Source organism: Microscilla marina ATCC 23134 (assembly GCF_000169175.1).
Lineage (GTDB): Bacteria > Bacteroidota > Bacteroidia > Cytophagales > Microscillaceae > Microscilla > Microscilla marina.
This window is the reverse complement of the sequence record NZ_AAWS01000023.1, coordinates 115,998-139,955: the sequence shown is the minus strand read 5'-3', so window position 1 is coordinate 139,955 and position 23,958 is coordinate 115,998. Positions and strand designations below refer to the sequence as shown.

Annotated in this window: 18 protein-coding genes and 1 pseudogene; 13 read left to right on the top strand and 6 right to left on the bottom strand. The window is 40.2% G+C overall.

Features of this window, described 5'->3' with window-relative positions; translation table 11 throughout:
* Window positions 1–66 precede the first annotated feature (66 nt).
* From M23134_RS20905 to M23134_RS42770, 11 genes and pseudogenes are all read left to right on the top strand, one after another.
* On the top strand, window positions 67–288 hold the full coding sequence (locus M23134_RS20905; protein ID WP_045114014.1) for a hypothetical protein: 222 nt from the start codon (window positions 67–69) through the stop codon (window positions 286–288).
* A gap of 259 nt (window positions 289–547) precedes the next feature.
* The gene (locus M23134_RS20900) at window positions 548–1,132 is read left to right on the top strand and encodes a hypothetical protein (protein ID WP_002699614.1); all 585 of its coding nucleotides are present in this window, start codon (window positions 548–550) and stop codon (window positions 1,130–1,132) included.
* 7 nt (window positions 1,133–1,139) lie between these two features.
* Window positions 1,140–1,604, top strand: coding sequence for a toxin-antitoxin system YwqK family antitoxin (locus tag M23134_RS20895; protein WP_002699612.1), 465 nt, complete (start codon window positions 1,140–1,142; stop codon window positions 1,602–1,604).
* Between the two features lie 2 nt (window positions 1,605–1,606).
* Complete coding sequence (locus tag M23134_RS20890; RefSeq protein ID WP_002699610.1) at window positions 1,607–1,861, top strand: hypothetical protein; 255 nt, start codon at window positions 1,607–1,609, stop codon at window positions 1,859–1,861.
* Between the two features lie 36 nt (window positions 1,862–1,897).
* The gene (locus M23134_RS20885) at window positions 1,898–2,443 is read left to right on the top strand and encodes a hypothetical protein (RefSeq protein WP_002699609.1); all 546 of its coding nucleotides are present in this window, start codon (window positions 1,898–1,900) and stop codon (window positions 2,441–2,443) included.
* A gap of 9 nt (window positions 2,444–2,452) precedes the next feature.
* Window positions 2,453–3,175 (top strand): hypothetical protein, encoded by a 723-nt coding sequence (locus M23134_RS42185; RefSeq protein WP_002699608.1) that lies wholly within the window; start codon window positions 2,453–2,455, stop codon window positions 3,173–3,175.
* 36 nt (window positions 3,176–3,211) lie between these two features.
* Window positions 3,212–3,763: a hypothetical protein gene (locus tag M23134_RS20875; protein ID WP_002699607.1), complete on the top strand. Its 552-nt coding sequence runs from the start codon at window positions 3,212–3,214 to the stop codon at window positions 3,761–3,763.
* A 7-nt stretch (window positions 3,764–3,770) separates the two neighbouring features.
* On the top strand, window positions 3,771–4,241 hold the full coding sequence (locus tag M23134_RS20870; RefSeq protein ID WP_002699606.1) for a toxin-antitoxin system YwqK family antitoxin: 471 nt from the start codon (window positions 3,771–3,773) through the stop codon (window positions 4,239–4,241).
* The gene (locus M23134_RS20865; protein WP_002699605.1) at window positions 4,196–4,495 is read left to right on the top strand and encodes a hypothetical protein; all 300 of its coding nucleotides are present in this window, start codon (window positions 4,196–4,198) and stop codon (window positions 4,493–4,495) included. Before M23134_RS20870 ends, M23134_RS20865 begins: the two co-directional genes overlap by 46 nt.
* Window positions 4,496–5,162: 667 nt before the next feature.
* Window positions 5,163–7,298: a ComEC/Rec2 family competence protein gene (locus M23134_RS20860; protein WP_002699599.1), complete on the top strand. Its 2,136-nt coding sequence runs from the start codon at window positions 5,163–5,165 to the stop codon at window positions 7,296–7,298.
* 59 nt (window positions 7,299–7,357) lie between these two features.
* A pseudogene (locus tag M23134_RS42770) lies at window positions 7,358–7,435 on the top strand (WG repeat-containing protein); the annotation flags it as partial.
* 39 nt (window positions 7,436–7,474) lie between these two features.
* On the opposite strand, the gene M23134_RS20855 reads toward M23134_RS42770, so the two are convergent.
* From M23134_RS20855 to M23134_RS20840, 3 genes are all read right to left on the bottom strand, one after another.
* The gene (locus M23134_RS20855) at window positions 7,475–8,767 is read right to left on the bottom strand and encodes a Kelch repeat-containing protein (RefSeq protein ID WP_002699597.1); all 1,293 of its coding nucleotides are present in this window, start codon (window positions 8,765–8,767) and stop codon (window positions 7,475–7,477) included.
* Between the two features lie 377 nt (window positions 8,768–9,144).
* Window positions 9,145–10,794, bottom strand: coding sequence for a fibronectin type III domain-containing protein (locus tag M23134_RS20850; RefSeq protein WP_002699580.1), 1,650 nt, complete (start codon window positions 10,792–10,794; stop codon window positions 9,145–9,147).
* Window positions 10,795–11,469: 675 nt separating this feature from the next.
* Window positions 11,470–12,219 carry a tetratricopeptide repeat protein gene (locus M23134_RS20840; RefSeq protein WP_002699574.1) on the bottom strand — a complete coding sequence of 250 codons (750 nt, stop codon included), beginning with the start codon at window positions 12,217–12,219 and terminating at the stop codon, window positions 11,470–11,472.
* Between the two features lie 561 nt (window positions 12,220–12,780).
* Here M23134_RS20840 and M23134_RS20835 point away from each other — a divergent pair.
* A complete protein-coding gene (locus tag M23134_RS20835; protein WP_002699572.1) occupies window positions 12,781–13,584 on the top strand; it encodes an alpha/beta fold hydrolase in 804 nt (267 codons plus the stop codon).
* Between the two features lie 300 nt (window positions 13,585–13,884).
* Here the strand turns inward: M23134_RS20835 and M23134_RS20830 are convergent, their stop codons facing one another.
* Window positions 13,885–15,042, bottom strand: coding sequence for a lipoprotein N-acyltransferase Lnb domain-containing protein (locus M23134_RS20830; RefSeq protein WP_002699570.1), 1,158 nt, complete (start codon window positions 15,040–15,042; stop codon window positions 13,885–13,887).
* 445 nt (window positions 15,043–15,487) lie between these two features.
* On the opposite strand from M23134_RS20830, the gene ade reads away from it, so the two are divergent.
* Window positions 15,488–17,242 (top strand): adenine deaminase, encoded by a 1,755-nt coding sequence (gene ade, locus M23134_RS20825; RefSeq protein WP_002699568.1) that lies wholly within the window; start codon window positions 15,488–15,490, stop codon window positions 17,240–17,242.
* 985 nt (window positions 17,243–18,227) lie between these two features.
* Here the strand turns inward: ade and M23134_RS20820 are convergent.
* Together M23134_RS20820 and M23134_RS20815 are read right to left on the bottom strand one after the other, a co-directional pair.
* Window positions 18,228–19,499, bottom strand: a complete 1,272-nt coding sequence (locus M23134_RS20820; RefSeq protein ID WP_002699553.1) for a DUF819 family protein — start codon at window positions 19,497–19,499, stop codon at window positions 18,228–18,230.
* A gap of 151 nt (window positions 19,500–19,650) precedes the next feature.
* Entirely contained in the window at window positions 19,651–22,860 is a 3,210-nt protein-coding gene (locus M23134_RS20815) for a DUF4114 domain-containing protein (protein WP_198145064.1), read from the bottom strand.
* Window positions 22,861–23,958: the final 1,098 nt, after the last annotated feature.

Below are 23,958 nucleotides of genomic sequence, written 5' to 3'. Positions count from 1 at the left end.
CAAAAGGCAATGTAGTAACCAAGGGTGCTATGTGACAGGCAAACGCCACGGCAGTGGCGGGAACTCATGACCATGTATGCAGGCTACCATTATATAGAGTATACCTATAGGCAGGGAGTAGTAAAAGAAATATTTGATTACAGTGCTTGGGGCAAAAATAAAGATTCACCTAAAAGGATTGAAGACCATTATGTATTACAGCCTGACTCAAGAAATTATACGGTGCACGAAATATACTGGGATGGAAAGCTAATAGGGAAAAAAACGAAGAAAAAACAAGAGTTGTAAGGGCTGGAATAACTATTAATGTAAAACGCAAAGTTTGGGACAAAGGCATTCCCTGGAAGCAACAGTGGACTATACTTAAGACTGATAAAAACGGCAAAAGCCTAGGGCACAAGAAGCACGGGCATTGGAAACTTTGGAACGAAGACGGTACCCTGCAAAAAGAGACTTGGTATGACATGGGCAAGCTGCTGAGGCAAAAGCGGTATGAGGGGGGCCAATTGGTAGAGGATAAGAAGTATTAAACAAAAAACTCCTCGTAGTGGGGGAGTTTTTTTGTGCCCAAAAGTATGGCCATAAGCTAGACCTGGGCCAGGTGGCGCGCCAATATGCCCAGGCGCTGGACACCACCGCCAAAGATGCCTCCATGAACGACTACCTGGAGATGCTGGAGGGGGTGTACGAACGCGCCCTTGACCCTGCCATCAAACAAGGCGAAAAAGGTGCCCCAAAAGTAGACCGCGAAAACCAACACGTGGTGCACGATAAGGGGCTGGAGAAGGAAAAGGGAAGGCTTGAGGGTATAGCAGAAGAAACTAGAAGCATACCTGCCAATGTAGTGAGTACTAAACCAGATTCGGGGCGTTATGTAATAGATAGGGTGGATAATGTGAACTATGTTGTGGGTTCCATATTACGCTTAAAATTTGTAGGGACTTATCAAGGGAAGAGAGCAATATTTAAAGATGTAGTAGTAACTGTGGTAGCCCCACCAAGAACAGTAAAAGGAGTAAAGTATGTGCAAGTAACCTATGCCTATGACCAACACATACAACTAGAAGGTAGAGCCCGAAAAGTTTACTTTAAAAAAGATGATAGTAAAAGTTTTTATGTGAAAATTAACTAATCACTATATGTTGAGAGTAAGTATTATATTATGTTTTTTGTGGGCAGTGCCGTTTGGGGCATTTGCCCAAATGCCTCCAGGTAAATTTGATTTAGACTTAGAGCTTAAGCACCGTGAAGGGAGAACTTATAAAGAAGAAAAGTATTACAAAAATGGCAAGCTCGATAGTGTATACCGCAAGTGGGATGCCGCTACCGGGCAAAAACTCACTGAGGGCTACTATATAGAAGGCAAACGCCACGGGGAATGGACGGAGTGGCTCAGCAATACCCAACGCCACAACTATATGCGCTTTACTTATGCGCATGACACCCTTAAAAAGTTGTATCATTATTATGGTTGGGCAAGCTCTAAAAATGATTCAATTAAAAGCCATGAATACTTATATAAATTTGACCCTAACGGGAAAAAATATATTGAGCATAGGATTAGTTGGAGTCGTGAGTACATAGGGAAAAAAACGAAGAGTTGATAATGGTGATAAAAAATAATCATCATGTAGAAAGCAGAAAACGCAAAGTTTGGGATAAGGGCATTCCCTGGAAACAAGAGTGGACGGTAAAACAATACGACAAAAACGGCAAAAGCTTAGGGCACAAACGCCACGGGCATTGGAAACTTTGGAACAAAGACGGTACCCTGCAAAAAGAAACCTGGTATGACATGGGCAAGCTGCTGAGGCAAAAACGGTATGAGGGGGGCCAATTGGTAGAGGATAAGAAGTATTAAACAAAACAAAAAACTCCTCGTAGTTGGGGAGTTTTTTTGTGCCCAATAGACATCAGCAAAACCGCCCGGGAGTATAGCCAAGCTGCCCAAAAAACCACTAAAGGCACCATGGACGACTACCTGGCGAAGCTAGAGGGGGCTTGTGCCCGCACCCTGGACCCTGCCATAAAAAAGGGCAAAGAAGATGACCCCAAGGTAGACCGCGAAAACCAACACGTGGTGCACGATAAGGGGCTGGAGAAGGAAAAGGGGAAGCTGGAGGGGATAGCTAAAAAAGCTAGAAGTATTCCTGAAAACACCATTAGTCATAAACCTAAAGGACACTATATAATAGAAGGTGTAGAGAAGTCTTCTTATCCTGTGGGTTCGGAACTTATCCTTAGATTTTATGGTACTTATCATGGACAAAAGGCGGATTTTAATGGGATAAGGGCAGTAGTAGCAGAAGCACCAAAAACAGTAAAAGGGGTGCGTTATGTACGGGTAAGGTTTCCTTATGACCAAACAGTAATCATCAAAGGAACTAATAAAAGTGTGTATTTTACCCCCGATTTAGGCAAGTTTTATATCAAGATTAACTAGAAAAGAACAATGAATTATATCAAAATGAACAATTATGCTTTATGTATGCTGTTGTGGTTTTTGCCCTTGGGGGCAAAAGCCCAACGCTCCATAGAGTTTACCTGGCAAAAAGAACAGGAACACCGGGCAGACAAACAATATACCGAAGAAAAACACTATAAAAAAGGGAAACTACACGGGGTATATAAAAAACTGGATGCCCAAGGTCAGGTAGTAACCAAGGGGTGCTATGTGGCAGGCAAACGCCACGGCAAATGGTGGGAACTTATGACCATGTATGCAAGCCATCATTATATAGAGTATACCTATAGGCAGGGAGTAGTAAAAGAAATATTTGATTACAGTGCTTGGGGCAAAAGTAAAGATTCACCTAAATGTACTGAAGACCATTATATATTACAGCCTGATGCAAGAAACTATAATGTACATAGAATATACTGGGATAGAGAACGGTTAGGGAAAAAAAACGAAGAAGAGACCCGGGTTATTAGAAAAGGGGAGATCGTTTATCGTAAAACCAAACGTTGGGACAAAGGCATTCCTTGGGAAATAGAAGAAAAAAAAGCTTTGTACGACAAAAACGGCAACAGTTTGGGCTTAAAGAAACATGGCTATTGGGCAATATGGAACAAAGACGGCACCCTGCAAAAAGAAACCTGGTATGACATGGGCAAGCTGCTACGGCAAAAGCGGTATGAGGGGGGCCAATTGGTAGAGGATAAGAAGTATTAAACAAAACAAAAAACTCCTCGTAGTTGGGGAGTTTTTTTGTGCCCAATAGACCTAAGCAAAACCGCCCGGGAGTATAGCCAAGCTGCCCAAAAAACCACTAAAGGCACTATGGACGACTACCTGGCGAAGCTAGAGGGGGCTTGTGCCCGCACCCTGGACCCTACCATAAAAAAGGGCAAAGAAGACGACCCCAAAGTAGACCGCGAAAACCAACACGTGGTGCACGATAAAGGGTTGGAGAAGGAGAAGGGGAAGTTTGAAGGAATCGCTGAGGAAGCTCGAAGTATACCCACTAGTGTAGTGAGTGCTAAACCAGATTCAGGGCGTTATATGGTAGATGAAATAGGAAATGCTAATTACTCGGTAGGTTCTACCCTTAGTTTAAGGTTTGTAGGAACCTACCAAGGTAAAAGTGCACGTTTTGAAAAAGTTGTGGTAACTATAGTAGCTCCTCCAAAAACGGTAAAAGGGGTAAAATATGTAAAAGTGACTTATGCCTATGACCAATACATACAACCAGAAGGGAGAGCCCAAAAAATATACTTTAAAAAAGATGATACCAAAACCTTTTATGTAAAGATTAACTAACACTTATATGTTGAGAATAAATATCATATTATGTTTTTTATGGGCAATGCCTTTAGGGGTGTTTGCCCAAAGGCCTTCTAGTAAGCTTGAACTAAAACTAGAACTTGAGCACCGCCAAGGGAGAGCCTTTAAAGAAGAAAAGTATTATAAAAATGGCAAACTCGATAGTGTATACCGCAAGTGGGATGCCGCTACCGGGCAAAAACTGACCGAAGGCTATTATATAGAAGGCAAACGCCACGGCGAGTGGACAGAGTGGCTCAGCAACACCCAGCGCCACAACTATATGCGCTTTACTTATGCGCATGATACCCTCAAAAAGTTGTATGAGTACTTTGGTTGGGCAAATGCCCAAAGCGATTCCATCAAAAGTAATGAATACTTTTACACCTTTGAACCTAACCCTGATAACTTCACTCTGCATAGAATTAATTGGAACACCACACGCATAGGGAAAAAAACGAAGAAGAGTATGTAGTAATTAGGGATAAACTACATGTAGTCAAAAAAAAAATAAAACGTTGGCGCAGTAGTGGTTTACCTTGGGAAACCGAAGAAAAAAAGAAAGCCTACGACCAAAATGGCAATAGTTTAGGTATAAAAAAACATGGCTATTGGGCAATATGGAACAAAGACGGCACCCTGCAACAAGAGACTTGGTATGACATGGGCAAGCTGCTGAGGCAAAAGCGGTATGAGGGGGGCAAGTTGGTAGAAGATAAGAAGTATTAAACAAAAAACTCCTCGTAGTGGGGGAGTTTTTTTTTCAATCATTGTAATACGCTTTTTGAAAAGCAGAAATGGCCTCCCCTGCCTGTAATATATGCAAATAAAAAAGAAGGGAAGAGAGGGCAACCCTTACTAAAAATAAAAAAAACCACCAATACAGTTTTAAAGTTGTTTTACCCGACTTACGATTAGATAAGAGCACCTGACCAAAAAATTGACTTTTACTTTTTGCAACACCTTGACTCTAAAAAACAAAACAAATTGACTTCAAATTTATTTGTTACAGTTCAAATTTTTGGTTGGGCATTGGAGCTATTTTCATAAGAACTTAACCGTGCTAAAACAACATTAAAAATCTTTTAATCAAATAGTTAAGTTGGGCTTGATTATTTGTACACTTGTGGATATATTGCCCAATATTTTCGTTTGTGTACCTGCATTCCTTTTAGTTAAACACTTTGTTTGGGCATTCATTCCAGGGTGTCTATTTGCCCTAGTTGTAATATATACCACCAAACAATAGGGATTGATGGCAACATAAAGAAAAAAACTTCAAAAGCTAGCAAAAACAGTTTTTACATTATACTGTCTTGGGCTGCTTTGCCACCCATTGTAAATTACCCCAAAGACACTTAATTATTGCTTAATCACTACTTTCCTTTCCTTAATTATGTTCAAGTGGGCATCCTACGCTTTTGTGCGTTTCACGTTCTTTTTTATTCTGGGCATTTGTTTTGGTTTATACAAACCACCCACCAGTATCAAGTTATGGTATTTGCTTTTTTATGGTAGTGGTGCAGCATACATAGTTGTATTCTCTATTTCCCGTTTTTTTCATCGCTTTGCCTTTACTCCAGTTACTGGGTGCCTGGCGGGTTTGATGCTTTTTTGTTTTGGCGTACTCAGAACATTTCAGGTAACCGAAGCCCACCATCCACAGCATTTGTTGCACCAGTCCGACACCGTTACTCACTACCTGGCGGTGGTGCAGAATTCTTTACAAAAGAAAACCAAAAGTTATCGCACCAGGTTGAGCGTCTATCAAGCAAAAGTGAGGGGTAACTGGGTGCCTGCTGTAGGTCAGGTACTACTTTATATCAAAAAAGACAGCCTTGCTCCTGTACCTCACCTACAGCACGGTCAGGTATTGTTGGTGCAAGGCACCCCCTTGCGAGTAGAGCCACCCAAAAACCCCCAACAGTTTAACTATCAGCGCTATCTGGCACGGCAAAACATTCACCACCAACACTTTGCTACCTCATTAAGTTATCAGATCATCGATACCTCGTTGGTGCACCCAGTGCTGACGCTGCCAGAAACTTTACGTGGCTATTGCGATGCCCAGCTAAAGGCTTTGGTCAAAGGCTCGCAAGAGTATGGCATTGCTACAGCCTTATTACTAGGTGTAAAAGATCACATAGACAGCGACATAAAAAACGCTTACTCTGGGGCAGGGCTTATGCACTTGTTGGCAGTGTCGGGGTTGCACGTAGGTTTTATTTACCTTATTCTCCACTTGTTGCTTAAGCCTCTCAAAAAACTACCCAGTGGAGAGCTATGGTATACACTCACCATTATTGGCTGCCTGTGGTTGTACGCCTTTGTTACAGGGCTATCGGCATCGGTTATGCGGGCGGTGGCTATGTTTTCGGTCATGGCCACAGCCAAAGCCACCCAAAGGCGCACCAACATTTACAATACCCTTGCAGTGTCGGCTTTTGCTTTGCTGGTTTACAATCCACTCATGGTTACCTCGGTAGGTTTCCAACTATCTTACATTGCAGTAGCAGGCATTGTATACATACAACCCAAAATATATCAATGGCTACACTTTACGCATTGGTTGCCCGATTATTTATGGCAGCTCACGTCAGTATCTATAGCAGCTCAAATTGCCACTTTTCCGTTGGCACTGTATTACTTCCATCAGTTTCCCAATTATTTTTTACTGTCCAATTTGCTTGTTTTGCCGTTGGCTCCAGTATTGTTGGTATTGGGTATTTTTACTTTGCTTTTGTCTTTTGTGCCTTGGCTCAACGAAATACTGGGCTATTTGCTCAGGTTGTTTATAGAAACCCTCAACATGGTCATTGTTGCCCTCAATAAACTACCCCTGGCAATTGCCGAAGGAATTTATCTACGCACAGCAGACCTATGGCTGATTTATGTAAGCATGATCAGTTTTTTTTGGGTATTTCAGTACAAAAAGTTATACTATCTAAAGGTCTCGGTGGGCTGTATACTGGTATTGGCAGGCGCCAGACTATACAACAACCATCAATGCCAGCAACAGCAGGAGTTTGCCATTTTTCAACTCAATAAACACCCCCACCTACAGTTTACTCAAGGTACTCAAAGCTTTTTTATTGCTAAGGCAGGTTTGCAGCAGGAGCATCAAACACTGGGGTTCAATATCGATACCTATTTATGGAGTAAGGGCATCAGGCAACGGGTATTTTTAGATGCCCAACAAAACCAAAAAAATAAAGAAATAGGGTTTGCTTATCGCAAAAAAGAGAAGTATGCTTTGTTATACTGGAAAAATAAAAGTTTTTTGATTTTGCAAAAATACCTGCGTTACCGCGAATTAAAAAAGTTCAAAAATATCAAAACCGACTATCTAATCATTCAAAACCGGGCGGTATGGAGCCTTGCCAGGCTTTGCAAAGTGGTACAACCAACCCATATTATCATTGACGACTCCAACGGTTTTTATCGAGGGCGCAAGCTTTACCAGGAAGCCCAGCAGATGGGCGTACCATGTACTTGGATAACTAAAAACGGGGCGTTTATTCTTAAGCAGTAGCCAAGGGGTGGGCAAGGGTACAGCAGCAGGACTCCACAAAAAAAGAATATTTATGGGGCTTTATCAACAAAAAAGGTGAATGGATGATCAAACCCAGGTTTGACGAAGTATCTGATTTTTATTGTATTAACAAGTAAAGCCCCCATGTATACCAATATAGCAAGAGAAATGCCTAATTAAAAATTAGCTTCAATCATATAACCCTTGCCATTGGCGCCTACAATATGAAAGATGTTGTTAAGCCTAAAAATATTGCTTGCGGCACTTCCTGCATACTCGGTGAGGCGGGTAGAGGCAAAGTTGACAGGGTTGAACACCGAAAAATAATGGGTAGAGTTGTCGTTGGCTTTTTTCGAGAAGTAATAAATTTGGTTATTGGCAGTAAATGTACTCAATATAGTAGTTTCGGGCAACTTGCCCGATATGTTGGTGGCCACAGTGAGGGTTTTGGCTACTGGCTCAAACCGATGGATTGCCTGGGCACTCTGGGCAAAGTTGGTCAATACGATATGTACCTTGTCGCCCGCCATTTGTGCCAGGGCCACTTGATCGTAGTTTTTGGTTACTACCCCATAAGTATTGGTCACCTTTGAGTTGGTAAGGTCTATTTCCGACACCTTCAGGTTTTTGTTTTGGTCATTGCCTGCAATGGTAGATATTCCCACCACAAACAATTGATTGTTGGCTACAAACAACCTTGTACCTTCAGCCTCTATAGTAGCATGGGCATTGATGGCACCTGTGTCGAGGTTGATGCTATAAAAATGCCATTTCGATGCCTCAGGGTAACCCACATAATGCTGCCCGTTAAACATAAATGCGCTGGCGAGCTTATTGTCAAAAAATGCCCCTGCCAACGAAGCTAGTTGATTTTCTTTTTTAATGCTCCACTCACCACTTTGTGGGTCATACTCCCATAAATAGAGCGATTGTGACGACAAGTTGCCCCCAATAAGGTAACCCTTGCCGTTGGTGGCAAAACCTAATTGGGTATTATTGCCAAATTGTGCCAGGGGGCTATTGATAGGTCTGAAGTGCCCCAGGGTATTGGCAGCCAAAGTATTAAACTGTACCGTATCTGTTCGAATGGTGGTATCTGGCAGAGTAAGTAGTGCTGTAATGTAGTGAGTGCTGTTGGGCATGAGCCCGGTAGCCCTAAAGGGCAATACATCGCCTTTGGTAAAGCTCTGGGTGCCAAAACCTGCCAAAAACTCTACCGACAACGAAAGGTCAGGGTTGATACTGTGAACAAACCGAATGCTGTAGGGGGTAGATACACCACTTTGGGTAATGTCTAATATAGCACTGGCCTGGCTGGTAGCATAATAATCTGTTCTGAGGCTAATCTTAGGATAAGCCACAGTAGAACGAACCACTATTTCTTCTCGTTTGGGGGTGCATTGCCATAGCAAAAAAGGCAAAAATGTAATAAAGAAAAGGCTGGATGATCTTTTCAGTTTTTTTTTCATATTCTCGTGAAGTTATACTACTTAAATCCCTTACTTAAGTGGATGGTTTTGAGTGCAAAAGTAAAAGAGCTTAAGATAAGTTCTTAATCTTTTAAGATTATAAAAGTACAAGTGTATGAGGCATCGGGTAAAGTGCCTGTTTTATTGAGTCCAAATTGCGCCACATACTGCGTGCTTGCCCTCAACCCAAAAGCCATAAAACTATTAAGCCCTGTATGCCTTTTAGTCATCTGCAAAAATAAAGTATATCAGAAAAACTAAAGTGTGTAGACACTATATTGTTTGAACAAACCCATAAAAACTAAAATACTCACCCTGATTTTGACTTGTCGGTCAAAATTAGGGTGAGTACAATATATGTTGTGCCAATATTGGTTTTAAAAACTACATCCTGTAAAAGTAAAAGTGACTGTGAAAAAGAACCTTTGACCAATCACTACATCTTTGTTGTTGTAATTATATTGAAAACCTTCATCTGAAAAAGCCACCGTTTCTACATTGCGAATGCTGTTGATTGGCAGAAAACCTCGCCACTCGTAATCAAACATTCTGATATCTTGAATAGGAAGTGGTTGGGTCCATTGGTCACGAAAATGGGCAATAAAAAAGCATAAGTCTTCTTGACCAAATAAGGCATAAGGGCTCAATTTATCTTCATAAGTATACTTTCTGAGTACAGTACCCGATTGGTTTTTTACCTCGGTTACATTGCCTCTGGCATCATAAGTATAGAAGAACTCTATCCTGAGAGTAGTAGCGGCTGCGTCTGCATAAAGCGCCCAACTTGTGCGCTGTCCCTGGGCATTATAAGCAAACTTCCAGAACTCTATAAAATTATTATCCTTGTCCGTAATTTGTATGGTAGTGAGCAAGTTGGTACTGTAAGTATAGGTATAGCGATACTTGATAACATTATCTAAAGTATACACCACCTCTTTGATGGTGTTGTCGCCATTGTAGTTTACTTTATAAAAAGAGTTAGCGCGCTTGTGATAACTAATGGTTTCGAGCCTGTTTTTCGTATCATACGTAAAAGTTTGGTCAAATGCTTTGGGTCCATTGTTGGTCACAAATTCTATTTTACCCAACTTACAACTGTTACTAATACAGGGCTTTACCTCTACAGTAGAAGAATACCCAGAAACCTGATCCAGTCTTTTGGCACGTATGCGGTAGTAATAAGTTTGCCTAAAATCAAGGGTGGTTACTTCATACGATGTGCCTGGTACTTCTTTGTCTTTATAACCTGGCAAAAACTCCTTAAACTCAGGGTCGGAAGCTACATCCAGCAAAAACAAGTTTACTTCAGGTCCCTCGTTTTTTTGCCAGTTGGCGGTAAAGAAAAAAGCCCGTTGATTACTGGGTGCTTGCGATATGGGCGCAGGCAAAGCATTAGTGACCACCGACTGAATGTTTGAGTACTCAGACGATGACTGTTGTTGTTCTGCTTTTATGCGGTAAAAGTATGTTTGGTTAATCAACAAGCCTTCTACCAGTGCTGTTACACCGGTGAGCTTGCTCATTGTTTTGACAATATTGGTAAAACTGTTATCAGTGGCTACCTCCAGGGTATAACTTATAGCAAAAGGCATTTCTTTCCAATTGGCTCTAAAGCTCAAGGGTTGAATGTCGGTAGCCTCATAAGCAACAGGCTTATCTAAGGCAGTGGTAGTTACCTGAATGACATTAGAATTTCGGGATGTTTGATTAGAGATTTGAGCCCGTACCCGGTAATAATAAGTAGAAGATGACTCAAGTGAGGTAATCACAATGGAGGTGCCGTCTTCTACTGTTCTGTCTTTATAATTGGCTACAAACTCAGTAAAGTTTTCATCCAAAGCTACGTCTATTTCGTAATTGGTGGCACCTGTTACCTTTTGCCAATTGGCGTTAAATCCCGCAGCATTGATTGATGTAGCATCTAGTGCCTTGGGTAATGGTAGTAAAAATTCTTTCTCGAATAACCTGCAACTATGAAAGATACAAGATAGACAAAGTAGTAGAAATAGTTGTTTAAATTTTAGCATAATTACCTATATATAGCAGTGTATGTAGCAGACCAGTTTGTACACTTGAATTAATAGTTAGGGCCTCCTAAGAAACGCGTTCTTTTACCCACATCGTATTTTCTAATGCATACTATTTTTTTAAAGAAAAAACGAGATTGGTTTTCAGTAGAATGTATTGGAAGTGTATGGCTTGTTATTAGAAAAATATCAAAAAGCTTGATTGATGGGATAAAACCAAGTAAAGTACCTGGATGTAGTATTGAAACTTTATGATGCAATTATACTAAAAATGCTCGTAAAATGCTTGCTTAATGTAATTAATTCGGTGATTTTTCATAAAAAAGGAGGTGTATGTCTTTCACTCTTTGCTTTGACAATTCCAGTAAAAATACAACTGAATGTAATAGCAATAGTCTACAACACCAACAGGTACAAGCCCTTAGGTATAGATGCTTCAGGCGAAATACCGTTCCAAAGGCAACTCTTTTAGGGAAGTCTACATGATAGTACACGGTTTTGTTTTCTTAGGCATATTAACAAGCTTGTAAGCTACTTCTAAAAGTTAACTTATGCACTTGAGTAAAAACGCCAGCAAACCGAGAAATGTCACAAAATACCCTCATTTTCAAACAAAAAAGCCCTACAGCGATTTACCATAGAGCATTGCCCTGTGTTATATTTTTTGTGTTTGTTTTAACTCCGGTTGATAATTTGGTTGAGCACAAACTTACTCATGGCGTCATTTGCCAGTGTTACATTGTTATTCATAATCAAATTACCCAAAATACCAATAGCTTCTTCAGTTTTACCCTCTTTGTCAAGTACCAACGCTTTGTTAATCAGCAAATTACCCTCTGTTTCTGCATCTGGATTTTGGGCAAGGCCAGCAGCAATTGCCTTCATTCTTTGGGTACTGTCATCGTGCAGGGTAGCAAGCTCTTTCCAGGCAGGGGCAAAGTCGGGGCATTTTTGGGCTATAGAGGAAGCAATCTCTAATTTTTCCTGTTCGTTGTCTGTCCATTCTATTTTAAGGTAAGTAAGGTACAAACCAGGCGGAAATCGTCCATCAAGTTCGCCTTCCAGGGCATAAATAGCTGTTTTGGCAGTAAAAAAGCCACGAGGTTCCAGTTCGTCGGTCAATCGGTAATATTGAAGCGCTTGTTCGTAGTTTTTTTGCAGCAAATAAGTAAAAGCAAGGTCATACACTGGGTAAGGCCAATGGTCTGCCATTAGGCAAGTCTTTTTCAAAAGTTCAATTGCTTTGTCATAGTTTCCGTATTGTTGCCCTTCTTGCCGGGCTTTTTGATGAAGCTCAATGGCCTCAAAAGGAATTTGTTCGCGCCCTATCAACGCAAAGTCAACGTGTCCTTTGGTTACATAAGCCAGGTCTTCGCGTGTAATACGATTTCCTTGTTCGTCCTCAAAAATAACATCATTACTCATAGTAGTTTGATTGATTAAAGTGTGATCGTCCAAACTAATAATACATATTATTAAAACAATAAACAATTAGCAAAGAAGGAATTAATGCTGTGAATTAACCTCGACTTTTTGTTTTTATAAAGTTTGTTAAGTCCTAATGCTCAAATGCAAGTTAATGAAAGTCCATCCAGCTTGAAATAGTAGTATCAAACCAAGTTCAACACTGATCTAAGAGTATCTATTCAAGCATTGGGTCTCTAATTGAGTACCTTTCTTTACAAAGTAAGTTCATCTATGAGTTTATTGTGGCTTTTTTGCCTCTTCAGAGAGGTTTGTTTTCACTCACAAACTCCTACTACTTTACTGAAAAACAGAGACGACTTCTTTTATTAAATCTTATTTTTGGTTCAATACTCGACTAAACTCTAGCATCCCTAAGGAAAAAGTTGAAATCCGCTCAAAATATTACTTTTAGAATAAAATTTGTTATTATTCGTTTATAATTGCAGAGTTAATGGTAATCAACACAAACAACCAAATAAAAATATTTGTTAGAGTTGTATTAAATCAAACATCAATTATATGTCAGACGAAGAATATCACATATTTACCGGAAAAGAAGAAATCAAACGTCCCTCTAAATTATTATTATTAACCGAGCTGGGTCGGGCAAGTTTTGGGTTGGGGGCTTATTTTATGTCATTGCCCTGGCTACAGTTCATGCCCAAAGGCGATGAACATCCGGTGTTGGTACTTCCTGGTTTTATGACTACAGACACTACTACTGCCCCTCTGCGCTTTTACCTCAAAAGCCGTAACTACACCCCTTACCGCTGGAAAATGGGGCGCAACCTTGCTAATTTTCACGAAATAGAAGAAAAGATATATGATCGCCTACTGGAACTCAAAGATATTCATGGACGCAAGGTAAGCATTGTGGGATGGAGCCTGGGCGGAGTGTATGCCCGCGAAATAGCCCGCCGCCACCCTGACGCTGTACGCCAGGTTATCACGCTTGGCTCTCCGTTTGGCGGAATCACTGGAGAAAACAACATCGAGTGGATTTATGAAATGGTCACAGGACGCAAGGTGTCTGAAGTAGATCATATACCCGAAGAAATTGTACAGAATATTCCGAAAGCACCTCCGGTGCCTACTACAGCTATTTATTCAAAAGCTGACGGAGTAGTAGCCTGGCAGCATTGCATGGAGAAAAAAGAGGGACCAATTACCGAAAATGTGCAAGTAACTGGTAGTCATATTGGTCTGGGACACAACCCGGCTGTACTTGCTTGTATTGCTGAGCGGCTCAACCAACGCGAAGGTGAATGGATTCCTTTTAAACATACTACAATGGGTAAATTGTTTTACTCACATTACTTTTAAATGAGCGACCAGGCTCAAGCAACAAGCGACAAGTGTCTGTAGTGATACTTGTCGCTTTTTTATGTTTAGTACTAACGTCTATTGAACAACTCCCATACTTGTCACTTATAACTAACAAACTCATAACCCACTGAAAATAAGTACACTATGTTTTTTCATTACCTATGAACCGAATCTACAGCAGCTTGCTGTGATGAGCTCAACGCAGTTAAACAGGGCATACCTAGTAGAGGTTATGCCGACATCCCGCTTGCGGGGCACCTAGTCCCTAGAATCCTGTCGGGGCTTGTAGCTACTTACCTAATGAAGTCTTTTACTCAAAAACAAATGGTCAATTGACCGCACAATCATCAATAAGAAAATGGGAATAAGTGAATAGTGAAATTTTTGTGGAAAAAATGACCAGGAAGCCAGCAACAATGAGGTCACCATAAGCATCATACCAAAGGTAAATTTGATGCGACGATTACGCCATACAGCAAAGGCAAGGTAAAAATATAAGGGGTTTGCCCACAAAGAATTGAGGTTACGTTGGGTGGCATCGTGATCGGTACCAAACCACATGAGCAACAAAAAAATGCCTATAAAACCCGTAATCAGTAAAAAGAAGCCATCTAATACACGCTTTAGTCGGTTACTTTTGATTAAGAAGGTAGATGCCAGAGCTATGCCAAACAATGCCCAAAACATATACAACGGCTGGTTAAAACCCGGATCGGGTCGGTCTATGGTATTAATGCCTTTTACCAAATGGGTGGGTTTGCCCAATAAAGGTTCTCCATTAGGCTTCTTCCATTCGCTCATATTATAATATAAATAATAAGGCAAAAACATCTGACTCAATACATCGGTTTTTTTGTCGGCAGGTAGCCCCAAAATCAAGTCAATGCCTAAGTCGAGCCAGGGCTGATCGGCAATGTATACATCCAACATATCACGAAAAGTGCTGTCTTTTTTAGGTGTAGGATAAGTAGGGTTAAATTCACGCTTAAGGATGTCACGGATTTGGGTAGCACAATTGTTATAGAAAAAATCGTACATGTAATACCGTTTATTCTCGTCGTTGTAGTTGTCTTTGAGTATTTCCAAAAAACGGGTTTTCTCGGCAGGAGTTAAATTCAATTGCTGCTCTATCACTTCACGTTTACCTCCCCTGTATTCATACAAAAACTTGTCGGTAGGGTAATACAACACCATATATTTGAGCATTCCTCTGGCAAATTTCACATAAAAATTAGGGGTGTTAAAGTTAAAAATGCCATAGTTATACACCCAGTCTATACCTTTGACCGGATCGACCACCCGGATAGAGGTATGCCCAAAAGAAGCATACAATGCCGCACCAGGAGCGCAAGTCAATATACTTACTTTGGTTTGAGGCGAAAAGGTAACATTTTGGCTTTGGGTATTCAAACTAACTGCCCCCAGTATCAACAAAAAAACAAGGTTCTTTAACACGACTTTTTTGGAAAAGTTAAAACTCTGAGAAATTTTGGTGCACACAACACACCTCTCATATTGAGGAATACAAACAAATCTCTGTATTCTCTCAAGGGCTACAAATATACAGGTACATCTTTAGGAAAAAAAGCTACTGTGCAGCGTTTTATATCAATTCAAAAATGGTTTGATAAAAAATCACCATATCAACCAATTACACCAGGGAAACATGTAATTTTGAAGTTGCTTTATTTTTAGGTTTACTTTTTGCAGTGCAGTTGCGCATAAGAATACCCTTTTAGTAAGTAAAAATTAATCATTAGACCCTGTAAAATAAAAATAGGTGCTCTACCCTGCTAATATTACTATCTTATAATAATAAAAAAAAAACAAGGAATGGGATCAACCATAGCATATATGCTCACAACCATTCCCCAAATAAAATCATTTAAAGCATTAAGCAATGTCACAAGCATTTTCGGTGAGGGGTAATTTGGTAGATATTACCGAAGAGAAAGTTTACCCAGCCCAAGTTCAAGTTTTAGAAGGAAAAATAATATCTATAGAAAAAATAGAAACCCAGGAAAAACTGCCCTACCTGTTGCCTGGTTTTGTAGATGCTCATGTTCACATAGAGAGTTCTATGCTTACTCCGGCAGAGTTTGCCCGTATGGCGGTAGTACATGGCACAGTAGCTACTGTGTCTGACCCCCACGAAATAGGCAATGTAATGGGAGTAGAAGGGGTAGAATATATGATTGAAAATGGCAAGCGGGTGCCATTCAAGTTTTATTTTGGGGCACCATCGTGCGTACCAGCTACTAAGTTTGAGACTGCCGGAGCTGAAATAACTGCAGAGCAGATAGATGAATTGATGAAAAAACCCGAAGTAAAATACCTTGCCGAAATGATGAACTGGCCAGGGGTTTTGTTCAAAGATGAAACTGTTTACAAAAAACTTGAAATAGCCAAAAAACACAACAAACCTATAGATGGGCACGCACCAGGGCTCAAAGGAGAACAAGCCAAACAATACATAGATGCGGGCATCAGCACTGACCACGAGTGCTTTACCAAAGAAGAAGCCTTAGACAAGTTGCGCTATGGCATGAAGGTGATCATTAGAGAAGGGAGTGCTGCCAAAAATTTTGAGGCATTGGTTGACCTTATTCATAACCACAGTGCCAATATGATGTTTTGTTCGGACGACAAACATCCTGATAGCCTGGTAGAAGGACACATAGACGCTTTGGTAAAACGTGCACTGAGCAAAGGCATCGATTTGTTTAAGGTATTACGGGTAGCTTGTGTCAACCCAGTAGCACATTATGACTTAGAGGTAGGACAGCTCAAAGAAGGCGATACAGCTGACTTTATTATGGTAAAAGACCTGGAGGATTTTCATATTCTCAAGACCTATATCAATGGTGAACTAGTGGCTGAAGCTGGCGAGACTAAAATTGAGCATCTGCAAAGCGATATAATCAATAACTTTAATACTTCTCTCAAAAAAGTAGAACAGTTTGAAGTAAAAGCTAAAGAAGGCTACGAAAAAATATCGGTAATTGAGGTAATAGATGGTGAGTTGATCACGAAACGTTTGGATGTCGATGCAACAATCAAAGGCGGGGTGGTACAAACCGATATAGAGAATGATATTCTTAAAATAGTCGTAGTAAATCGTTACCAAGAAGCGACTCCTGCCGTGGCTTTTATCAAAAACTTTGGCTTAAAGAGCGGCGCAATTGCCTCGTCGGTGGGACACGACTCACACAATATTATTGCAGTAGGAGTAGATGATGATTCTATATGTGAAGCTGTCAATGGATTGATCAAGTCTAAAGGAGGGCTTTCAGCAGTGCAAGGCGTAGAGTCTGCGGTATTGCCTTTGCCTATTGCCGGTCTTATGACAGGTGAGGATGGCTATGAGGTAGCCCAACAATACATAAAAATTGACCAGATGGCTAAAAAAATGGGTAGCAAACTTATTTCTCCCTTTATGTCTTTGTCATTTATGGCTCTATTGGTTATTCCAGACCTTAAACTCAGTGACTTGGGCTTATTTGATGGGCAAAAATTTGAGTTTATAGATGTGTTTGTCCAAGACGAAACAGCCGAAGATCAAGTAGAAGCCACTACCACAGAAGAAAACGAAGAGGTGATCAAAGATAGTCCAGAAGAAACTACCACCTCGGACGAAGAGGCTGTTAATAAATAAACTGAATTAATACTTTACAAAAAGCCTGATAAATGATGATTCATCAGGCTTTTTGTTTTTATACATTTATTTCCAACTCCTTTTACCTTGTTGTAGCTCAGCCTAGTACCTCAACCACTAAACACCTAACCTATTATTTCGGTGATTTTTGCCCACTGACTTTACTTAAAAAAACTTGCGTAGCTAAGCTATGCGCGATTTTTTAAGTGCCTCAGAAAACAAAACTCATCCCAAATAACCGAGGCTACAGTTCTACTGTGCCGAGCTCTGCTTTAGCTAATAGGGGGCATTTACTTAATGGCAATACTCCGCAGTACTTTTGGTGAAAGTTGTTTGCTGGTAATCAGTCATTGATGAATTTACAAACTATTTAACTGGTTGGTGTAGGCTAAAACTAAAACCCTTTTAAAAATAAAGTGAGTAAGCAATCTTAATATAAAATACTGATTAACTTCATTGAGCTCACAAGTTCGGTTTACAGTATTTAACAAGGTAAACATTTACTCGAATCAGCTATGGACTACCGACTAAATACTATGGACTATTGTAATGGTTAAGGTACTAGTGCATTAGGTACTAAGTTACTCACATATTATTTGGCGTCCCCGAATCAAGTTCGGGACTGTGAGCTTTTGCCCCCTGACTTCCTCGTAAAAAAGTTAGATAGCTAAGGTTCCGATATGCATCGGAATTCAGAAAGCGAACCATCCGCCATTTTCACGACTCGTCAGAAAACAAAACCGAGCTTTTCGCGAGCTCAACGTAGTTAATTCATCCAAATTAATAGGCAACTTATTTAATCCCTAATGCACTAGCCAAACAGTAAAAACCACGGCTATCGACCATCGGCTGAACACTTCCATCTACCGATTTTATAAGCCGCTAAAAATCAACGTCCTATAAAATCGGTAAGTTGCTTGTAGAGCAGCGTCAAACTTGAAGCTCGTCGCTAAAAGCTTGAGGCTGTAGAAGCTATGGACTATTACTATTCAGCAATACTTTGCATAATAATGCCACAAAACCAAGCGCCATAAGTGCCTACAGCATAACCCAACACGGCTAGTAGTACTCCTACGGGTGCCAATGATGGATGAAAAGCCGACGCTACTACCGGAGCTGAAGCCGCACCACCTACGTTTGCTTGACTACCCACTGCCACAAAGAAGAAGGGAGCTTTGATAAGCTTGCCTACGGTTATTAATATGATGATATGCACCAACATCCAAATAATACCTATCAAAAATAAGCCTAAATTATTAAAAATAGCGGTAATATCCATCTTCATTCCAATGGAGGCAATCAATACATACAATAGAAAGCTTCCCATTCTTGAAGCGCCTGCTCCTTCGTAATTTCGGGCTTTGGTAAATGAGAGTATCAAACCTAAGGTAGTAGCTATGACAATTAACCAGAAAAAACTTGAGGTAAGGCTAAACTTGGCAAGGTGTGGGGCATTGGTCTTGACAAAAGGAGCAATGTTATCAGCACCAAAGTGGGCAAAGGCTACACAACCAAAAGCTATAGCCATGATAGTAGTAAGATCAGTAAATGTAGGAATTTTGGCAATGCTCGCCTGATAGTTTTCAACCTTTTCTTGTACTTCTTTAATAGCCGAACTATCAGCTTTGAACCAACTGTCTACTTTGGTAGAAATACCCGCTCCGTACAGTAAAAAAGCCATCCAAATGTTTGCTGTGATCACGTCTACCGTAATCATTGCCGAAAATAGCTTATCACCTACACCAAACACTTCTTTCATAGCTGTTTGGTTGGCTCCTCCTCCAATCCAACTACCCGCCACTGTAGTCAAGCCTCGCCATACAGCATCAGGACCAGCCCCGCCTACTACATCGGGGGCTATAGCACTCACAATCAATAGAGCCAATGGACCTCCAATGACAATTCCCACGGTTCCAGCAAAAAACATAATAACGGCTTTGCTTCCCAAACGGCGAATGCCTTTAAAATCAATGCTGATAGTGAGCAATACCAAACTGGCAGGGAGCAAATAACGTGAAGACACAAAGTATAGTTTGGACTCTTCGCCTGAGATAATGCCTAAAGAGTTGAATACAGAGGGGATAAAGTAACACAACAACAATGCAGGCACATACTTGTAAAAGCCTTTGAAACGAGGACTTTGAGATGTGTGAAACACAAAGGCCAGGGTCATTAAAAGGATGCCCAACACTACGGCATCGTTGGTAAAAAGAGGCTTAGTGGTGTTGGTCAGGATAGATAAAAATATATTGTTCATGTCTCTCAGTTACTTCAGGTAATTGGGTTTACAGTTTTTCAAGGTGCAAATATGACTATTTTAGTGAAAAAGTAGGCTTTTGGACATAAAAAAATCCAGTGCCTTTGCAGACACCGGATATAATATTTATTTGATTCAGATGATCAAATCGTTAGCGCTTCATAATTCTCTTTTTAAGCACGATTTTTTTCATTCTGCCATTTTCTCTATAAGTAACCGCTACATCGGCTATATACAAACCACGACGTTGGTATCTCATGTTAAAGTGTACTCGCTTGCTACCATAGCCTCCACGTATAGTTTTGCAACCAACAGTTCTACCATAGCTATTGGCTATTTTTACGGTTACCCCGTAGATGCGGATACGCTCACGAGCAGCTGTTCTATACAATCCAGATAAATCTACCCCAAGGTAAGTTCTTACTGGGTTAGGCAATATCTTGATATTTGCTGCATTTGCAATACCACCAGTTGGGCAATGACGAGCTCTTACTCTTACAGGAGTAGTCGCTTTGTTATTGGCAAGGTATGGGTCATAAGTGGTGCTTGATGCACTAGCAGATACATTGTGTACCCCAGGATCGTTCATCAACAATTTCATTTTGAAGGTAGTATAACCACCACGTCTCAAACGTCTGATATCGCTTGCACTAGAATAAAGCAAAGTAGCCCCAGCAGGTACAATTTCTTTGATCTTCACGTTTTCGGCAGTGTAAGGGCCACGGTTGATTACAGTAAAGTAATAAGTAACTGTACACCCTTCTACTATTGTTCTTGGGCAGCTTCTTGGGATTACCTTAAGGTCAGCTTTGCGCTGAGGTAATACCAATGTACGGGCATGAGACTTATTGTTACTTAAATCCGGATCAACTGGCGAAGCAGATGTTACAGTAGCAATATTAGTAATCATACAAGTTCGGGCAGCAACTGCGGCAACCGTAACTGTTTTGCTGGCATTTACTGCCATCGTACCCAAATCAATTTTGTTATTTGTAAACGTTCCGCCAGTTACCGACACTACGTTTAACCCATAAGGCAATGCATCAGTCAAGATGACACCTTCGGCAGCTCTTGGTCCATTGTTAGTCACAACAATTGTATAAGTAAGGGTATCGCCTACTCTTGCACAAGTTTTATCTACAGTTTTCACCACTTGTACATCAGCTTCTTGTGGCAACGGAGGCTCAGGGCAAAGGTTATCTATACCATCTATAAAGAAATCACCAGTCCCTTTTCTACCTGTTCCTACTTCTTCCCAGAAAAACCAAGCCGCCGCACCAAACTTAAGGCTTTGACCACTGGCAGTCTCACCTATTTGTAAACCAAACTGCTTGTTGGCTGGCATGTGAGTCAATTTAAATACTTGGTTGCCACCTACTAATGAAATAGTAGATTTAGTATCATCCATTACAAAGTATTGCCATTTATCAGTCACTTCTGGAGTTTGCTCAGGCATTGTAATCTTAGGTCCTGTAGTGCTGTCTGCTTTTGTAAAAGTAGCATCTACCAAATAACGAGCACCCATGCTTGATCCACCACTACCTGTTACTGTAGCATATCCGTAAAGGTGAGCAGAAGAACCATCTCTTTTAACATCTAAGTAAGCATCTTTGTCGAAAGTCATTCGAGCAGTTTCACCTGGTACAAATAGGCTAGGCATCCACACTTGGTACTGATTACCTCTGGGGCTACCATTACTTACTGCATAACGAATCGTAGAATCGTCAGGACAAGTAGCAGGACAAAGATCTTTGATCTCTTTAATAAAGAAGTCTCCAGTACCTTTTCTGTCTGTTCCTACTTCTTCCCAGAAGAACCAAGCTGCTGCGCCAAACTCAACACTTTGACCACTGGCCGCTTTACCTACCTGTAAACCAAATTGACGGTTAGCAGGCATGTGAGTAAGCTTAAACACTTGATTACCCCCTACCAATGAGATTGTAGATTTAGTATCATCCATCTCAAAAAACAACCACTTTTCTACTACTTCTGGAGTTTGCTCAGGCATCGTAAGTTTTGGTCCCATGTTGCTTCCAGCCTTTTTAAAGCTTGCATCTACCAAATAACGGGCACCCATGCTTGATCCACCACTACCTGTTACTGTAGCATACCCATAAAGGTGAGCAGTAGAACCATCATTTTTGATATCTAAATAGGCTTCTTTGTCAAATGTCATTCGAGCAGTTTCACCTTGCACAAACAAGCTAGGCATCCATACGTGGTAATTTTGACCAGCAGGGCTACCGTTACTTACTGCATAACGAGTATAACCATCAGGACAACCAGGGTTGTTATTGTTCTCTACTGTTACGGTGCAGGTTCCACAAGGAATCTCAGTATACACATCTACCTCTTCGGTAATTTTAGTAACCTTGGTTTTCAACTTGGTAACCCCTTGCATATATACAGTACAATGTACATCTTCAAAGTCACGGTCACCACCACTTACGATGTCTTCAAAAACAATGGTCAAAACTTTATCACCAGTTTTGGTTGGGTGATCAGAAATACCCGCTACTACACTTTCTTTGTTGAATCGGTTCCACTCTTTGATAGAGTAAACTATTTTAGTTTCAGAAATATCATTCCAGCTGGCTCCACCATCAGTAGAGTACTGCAAGGTAGTTCCAGAAAAACGTAACTTAGCGTTGGGATTTTCAGCCAATGGGTTGTGAGGAGCAGTAGCACCTACCAATAAGAAGCCCATTTGGGTTCCAGCAGGAACAGTACCTGGTAGTGTACCAGTAGTGTTTGCATTGCTTTGAAGTCCATTCGCTAATATATAAGGATCTTTAGGTAATCCATCTTCAATCTTAAACCACACAATCGTGTTGGTGAAGGCAATGGTACCTGCTTTAAAGTCTACTTTCAGATTGGTCTCATCAGTCATCGTCTGCAAGTCAGGAAGGCTCACTCCCTTGTCAGACTCAGCTACTGTTTTACCATCACGGTCTAGCAGTTGCTGGCGCTCCTTAAACACAAACCAATCAAGGTTACGGGCATCAAACACTTTGCCTTCGTATACCTGAATAGTATCTATGCGCTCACCAACTTCTACAGTTTTAGTACCTGTTTTCACCACACAATAATCGCCTGTGGCTACTGTACTATCCTGAATATTATCAGATCCCATATCAAATACAATCTTGCCATTGGCAGGTATTTGTGTATGAAAATCAACAGCAGAGTTAGCGTCTACCATTATGCTACCAGTAGTATTGTTATCACCATCAACAATGGTATAATAAAGTACTACTTCTTTGTTGTAATCATTATTGATTTTAACCTGACTATTTGTTTTCTCAATTCTGATTTTGCTACAAGTTAATGCCCCGTCATTACTTAAATCCTTCTTTTTCAAAGGAGTTATAGGTAATGAAGCCTTCACTACTGTTGTAGATGTTGTTTCATGTTTAGTTGTTAGTTTTGGTTTTTTGACAGTAACTGTCTTTTTGGTGGACAATGACCAGTTCTTGATAGATAAGTTATCAAGGTAACCACTCCTCTGTGCCTGTATTGAGAGGAGCCCAAGGGCCAATACGACCAATGTCGCTTTAATGGATGTTGCTACTTTTTTCATTTCGTAAAAAATACTTAAATAAATTATTGTTTTAGTTGGGATAAAAAAAAAGAAAACATACCCAATTGCATGAATTTGCAAGGTATATTTCCTCAATACATAATTATGCTTTGCTGATGATTTTTAAACATTACAATTCGTTTTTATAGTAACTGTGTATAGGCTGGTTCAACTAATGCATGGTTAGTCCTACTTATTATGTTTTGTTCTCGTGACTCAATAAACCTACAAAATAGATTTATCACTGATATAAATAGCCTGGTGTTTAGTTAAACTTTATTAGTAGCCTGCTTTTTTATGCAAAAAAACAGGATTTGTTAATTTTTTGTAAAAATTTTAATTTTCGCAAAAAAAATCAAATTCTCTGTGATTAAAAGTCTGGCAAACTTACGTAAAATTATTGAGTTTGAACAATGTTTGAAGCTATTTTACTCTAAAAAAAGTATTGTATTTTTGCATTAAGAAATTTCCCTAACAGATGAACTAAAAACAGGTATAAACACACAGTGATATCTTAAAATTAATTCAGGGGTTGTCACAATTACACAATTAGTAACATTTGTTTTTATAAGTACTGCTCATTGTTCGAAGCAATAAAAATCGTCTACGATATACTCAGATGGCTATATAGTGTACATTCTCTTTTTCTCCTTCACCCTCAATATGCTATACAGTACCCACACAAAAAAACTTTCACTGTGCACACCTTTCCCTGAACACATTGTACAAGTATCGTTTGGTAAAAGTCTGTATCAACAACCATATAATAGTACTTTTCTAATAAAAGCTATTCTAAAAACAAGGCATTAAACCTACAATACAAGAACCAAATTCGAGTAGGCAAGCTTAAAGAAACATAAGAAAGAGGGCTTTAAACGG

Bases quoted from the DNA above. Each gene is read 5' to 3' on its own strand.
- M23134_RS20840 (WP_002699574.1), bottom strand. From the start codon at position 12,219: ATGAGTAATGATGTTATTTTTGAGGACGAACAAGGAAATCGTATTACA.
- M23134_RS20835 (WP_002699572.1), top strand. From the start codon at position 12,781: ATGTCAGACGAAGAATATCACATATTTACCGGAAAAGAAGAAATCAAA.
- M23134_RS20890 (WP_002699610.1), top strand. From the start codon at position 1,607: ATGGTGATAAAAAATAATCATCATGTAGAAAGCAGAAAACGCAAAGTT.
- ade (WP_002699568.1), top strand. From the start codon at position 15,488: ATGTCACAAGCATTTTCGGTGAGGGGTAATTTGGTAGATATTACCGAA.
- M23134_RS20905 (WP_045114014.1), top strand. From the start codon at position 67: ATGACCATGTATGCAGGCTACCATTATATAGAGTATACCTATAGGCAG.
- M23134_RS20850 (WP_002699580.1), bottom strand. From the start codon at position 10,794: ATGCTAAAATTTAAACAACTATTTCTACTACTTTGTCTATCTTGTATC.
- M23134_RS20855 (WP_002699597.1), bottom strand. From the start codon at position 8,767: ATGAAAAAAAAACTGAAAAGATCATCCAGCCTTTTCTTTATTACATTT.
- M23134_RS42185 (WP_002699608.1), top strand. From the start codon at position 2,453: ATGAATTATATCAAAATGAACAATTATGCTTTATGTATGCTGTTGTGG.
- M23134_RS20870 (WP_002699606.1), top strand. From the start codon at position 3,771: ATGTTGAGAATAAATATCATATTATGTTTTTTATGGGCAATGCCTTTA.
- M23134_RS20895 (WP_002699612.1), top strand. From the start codon at position 1,140: ATGTTGAGAGTAAGTATTATATTATGTTTTTTGTGGGCAGTGCCGTTT.
- M23134_RS20820 (WP_002699553.1), bottom strand. From the start codon at position 19,499: ATGAACAATATATTTTTATCTATCCTGACCAACACCACTAAGCCTCTT.
- M23134_RS20860 (WP_002699599.1), top strand. From the start codon at position 5,163: ATGTTCAAGTGGGCATCCTACGCTTTTGTGCGTTTCACGTTCTTTTTT.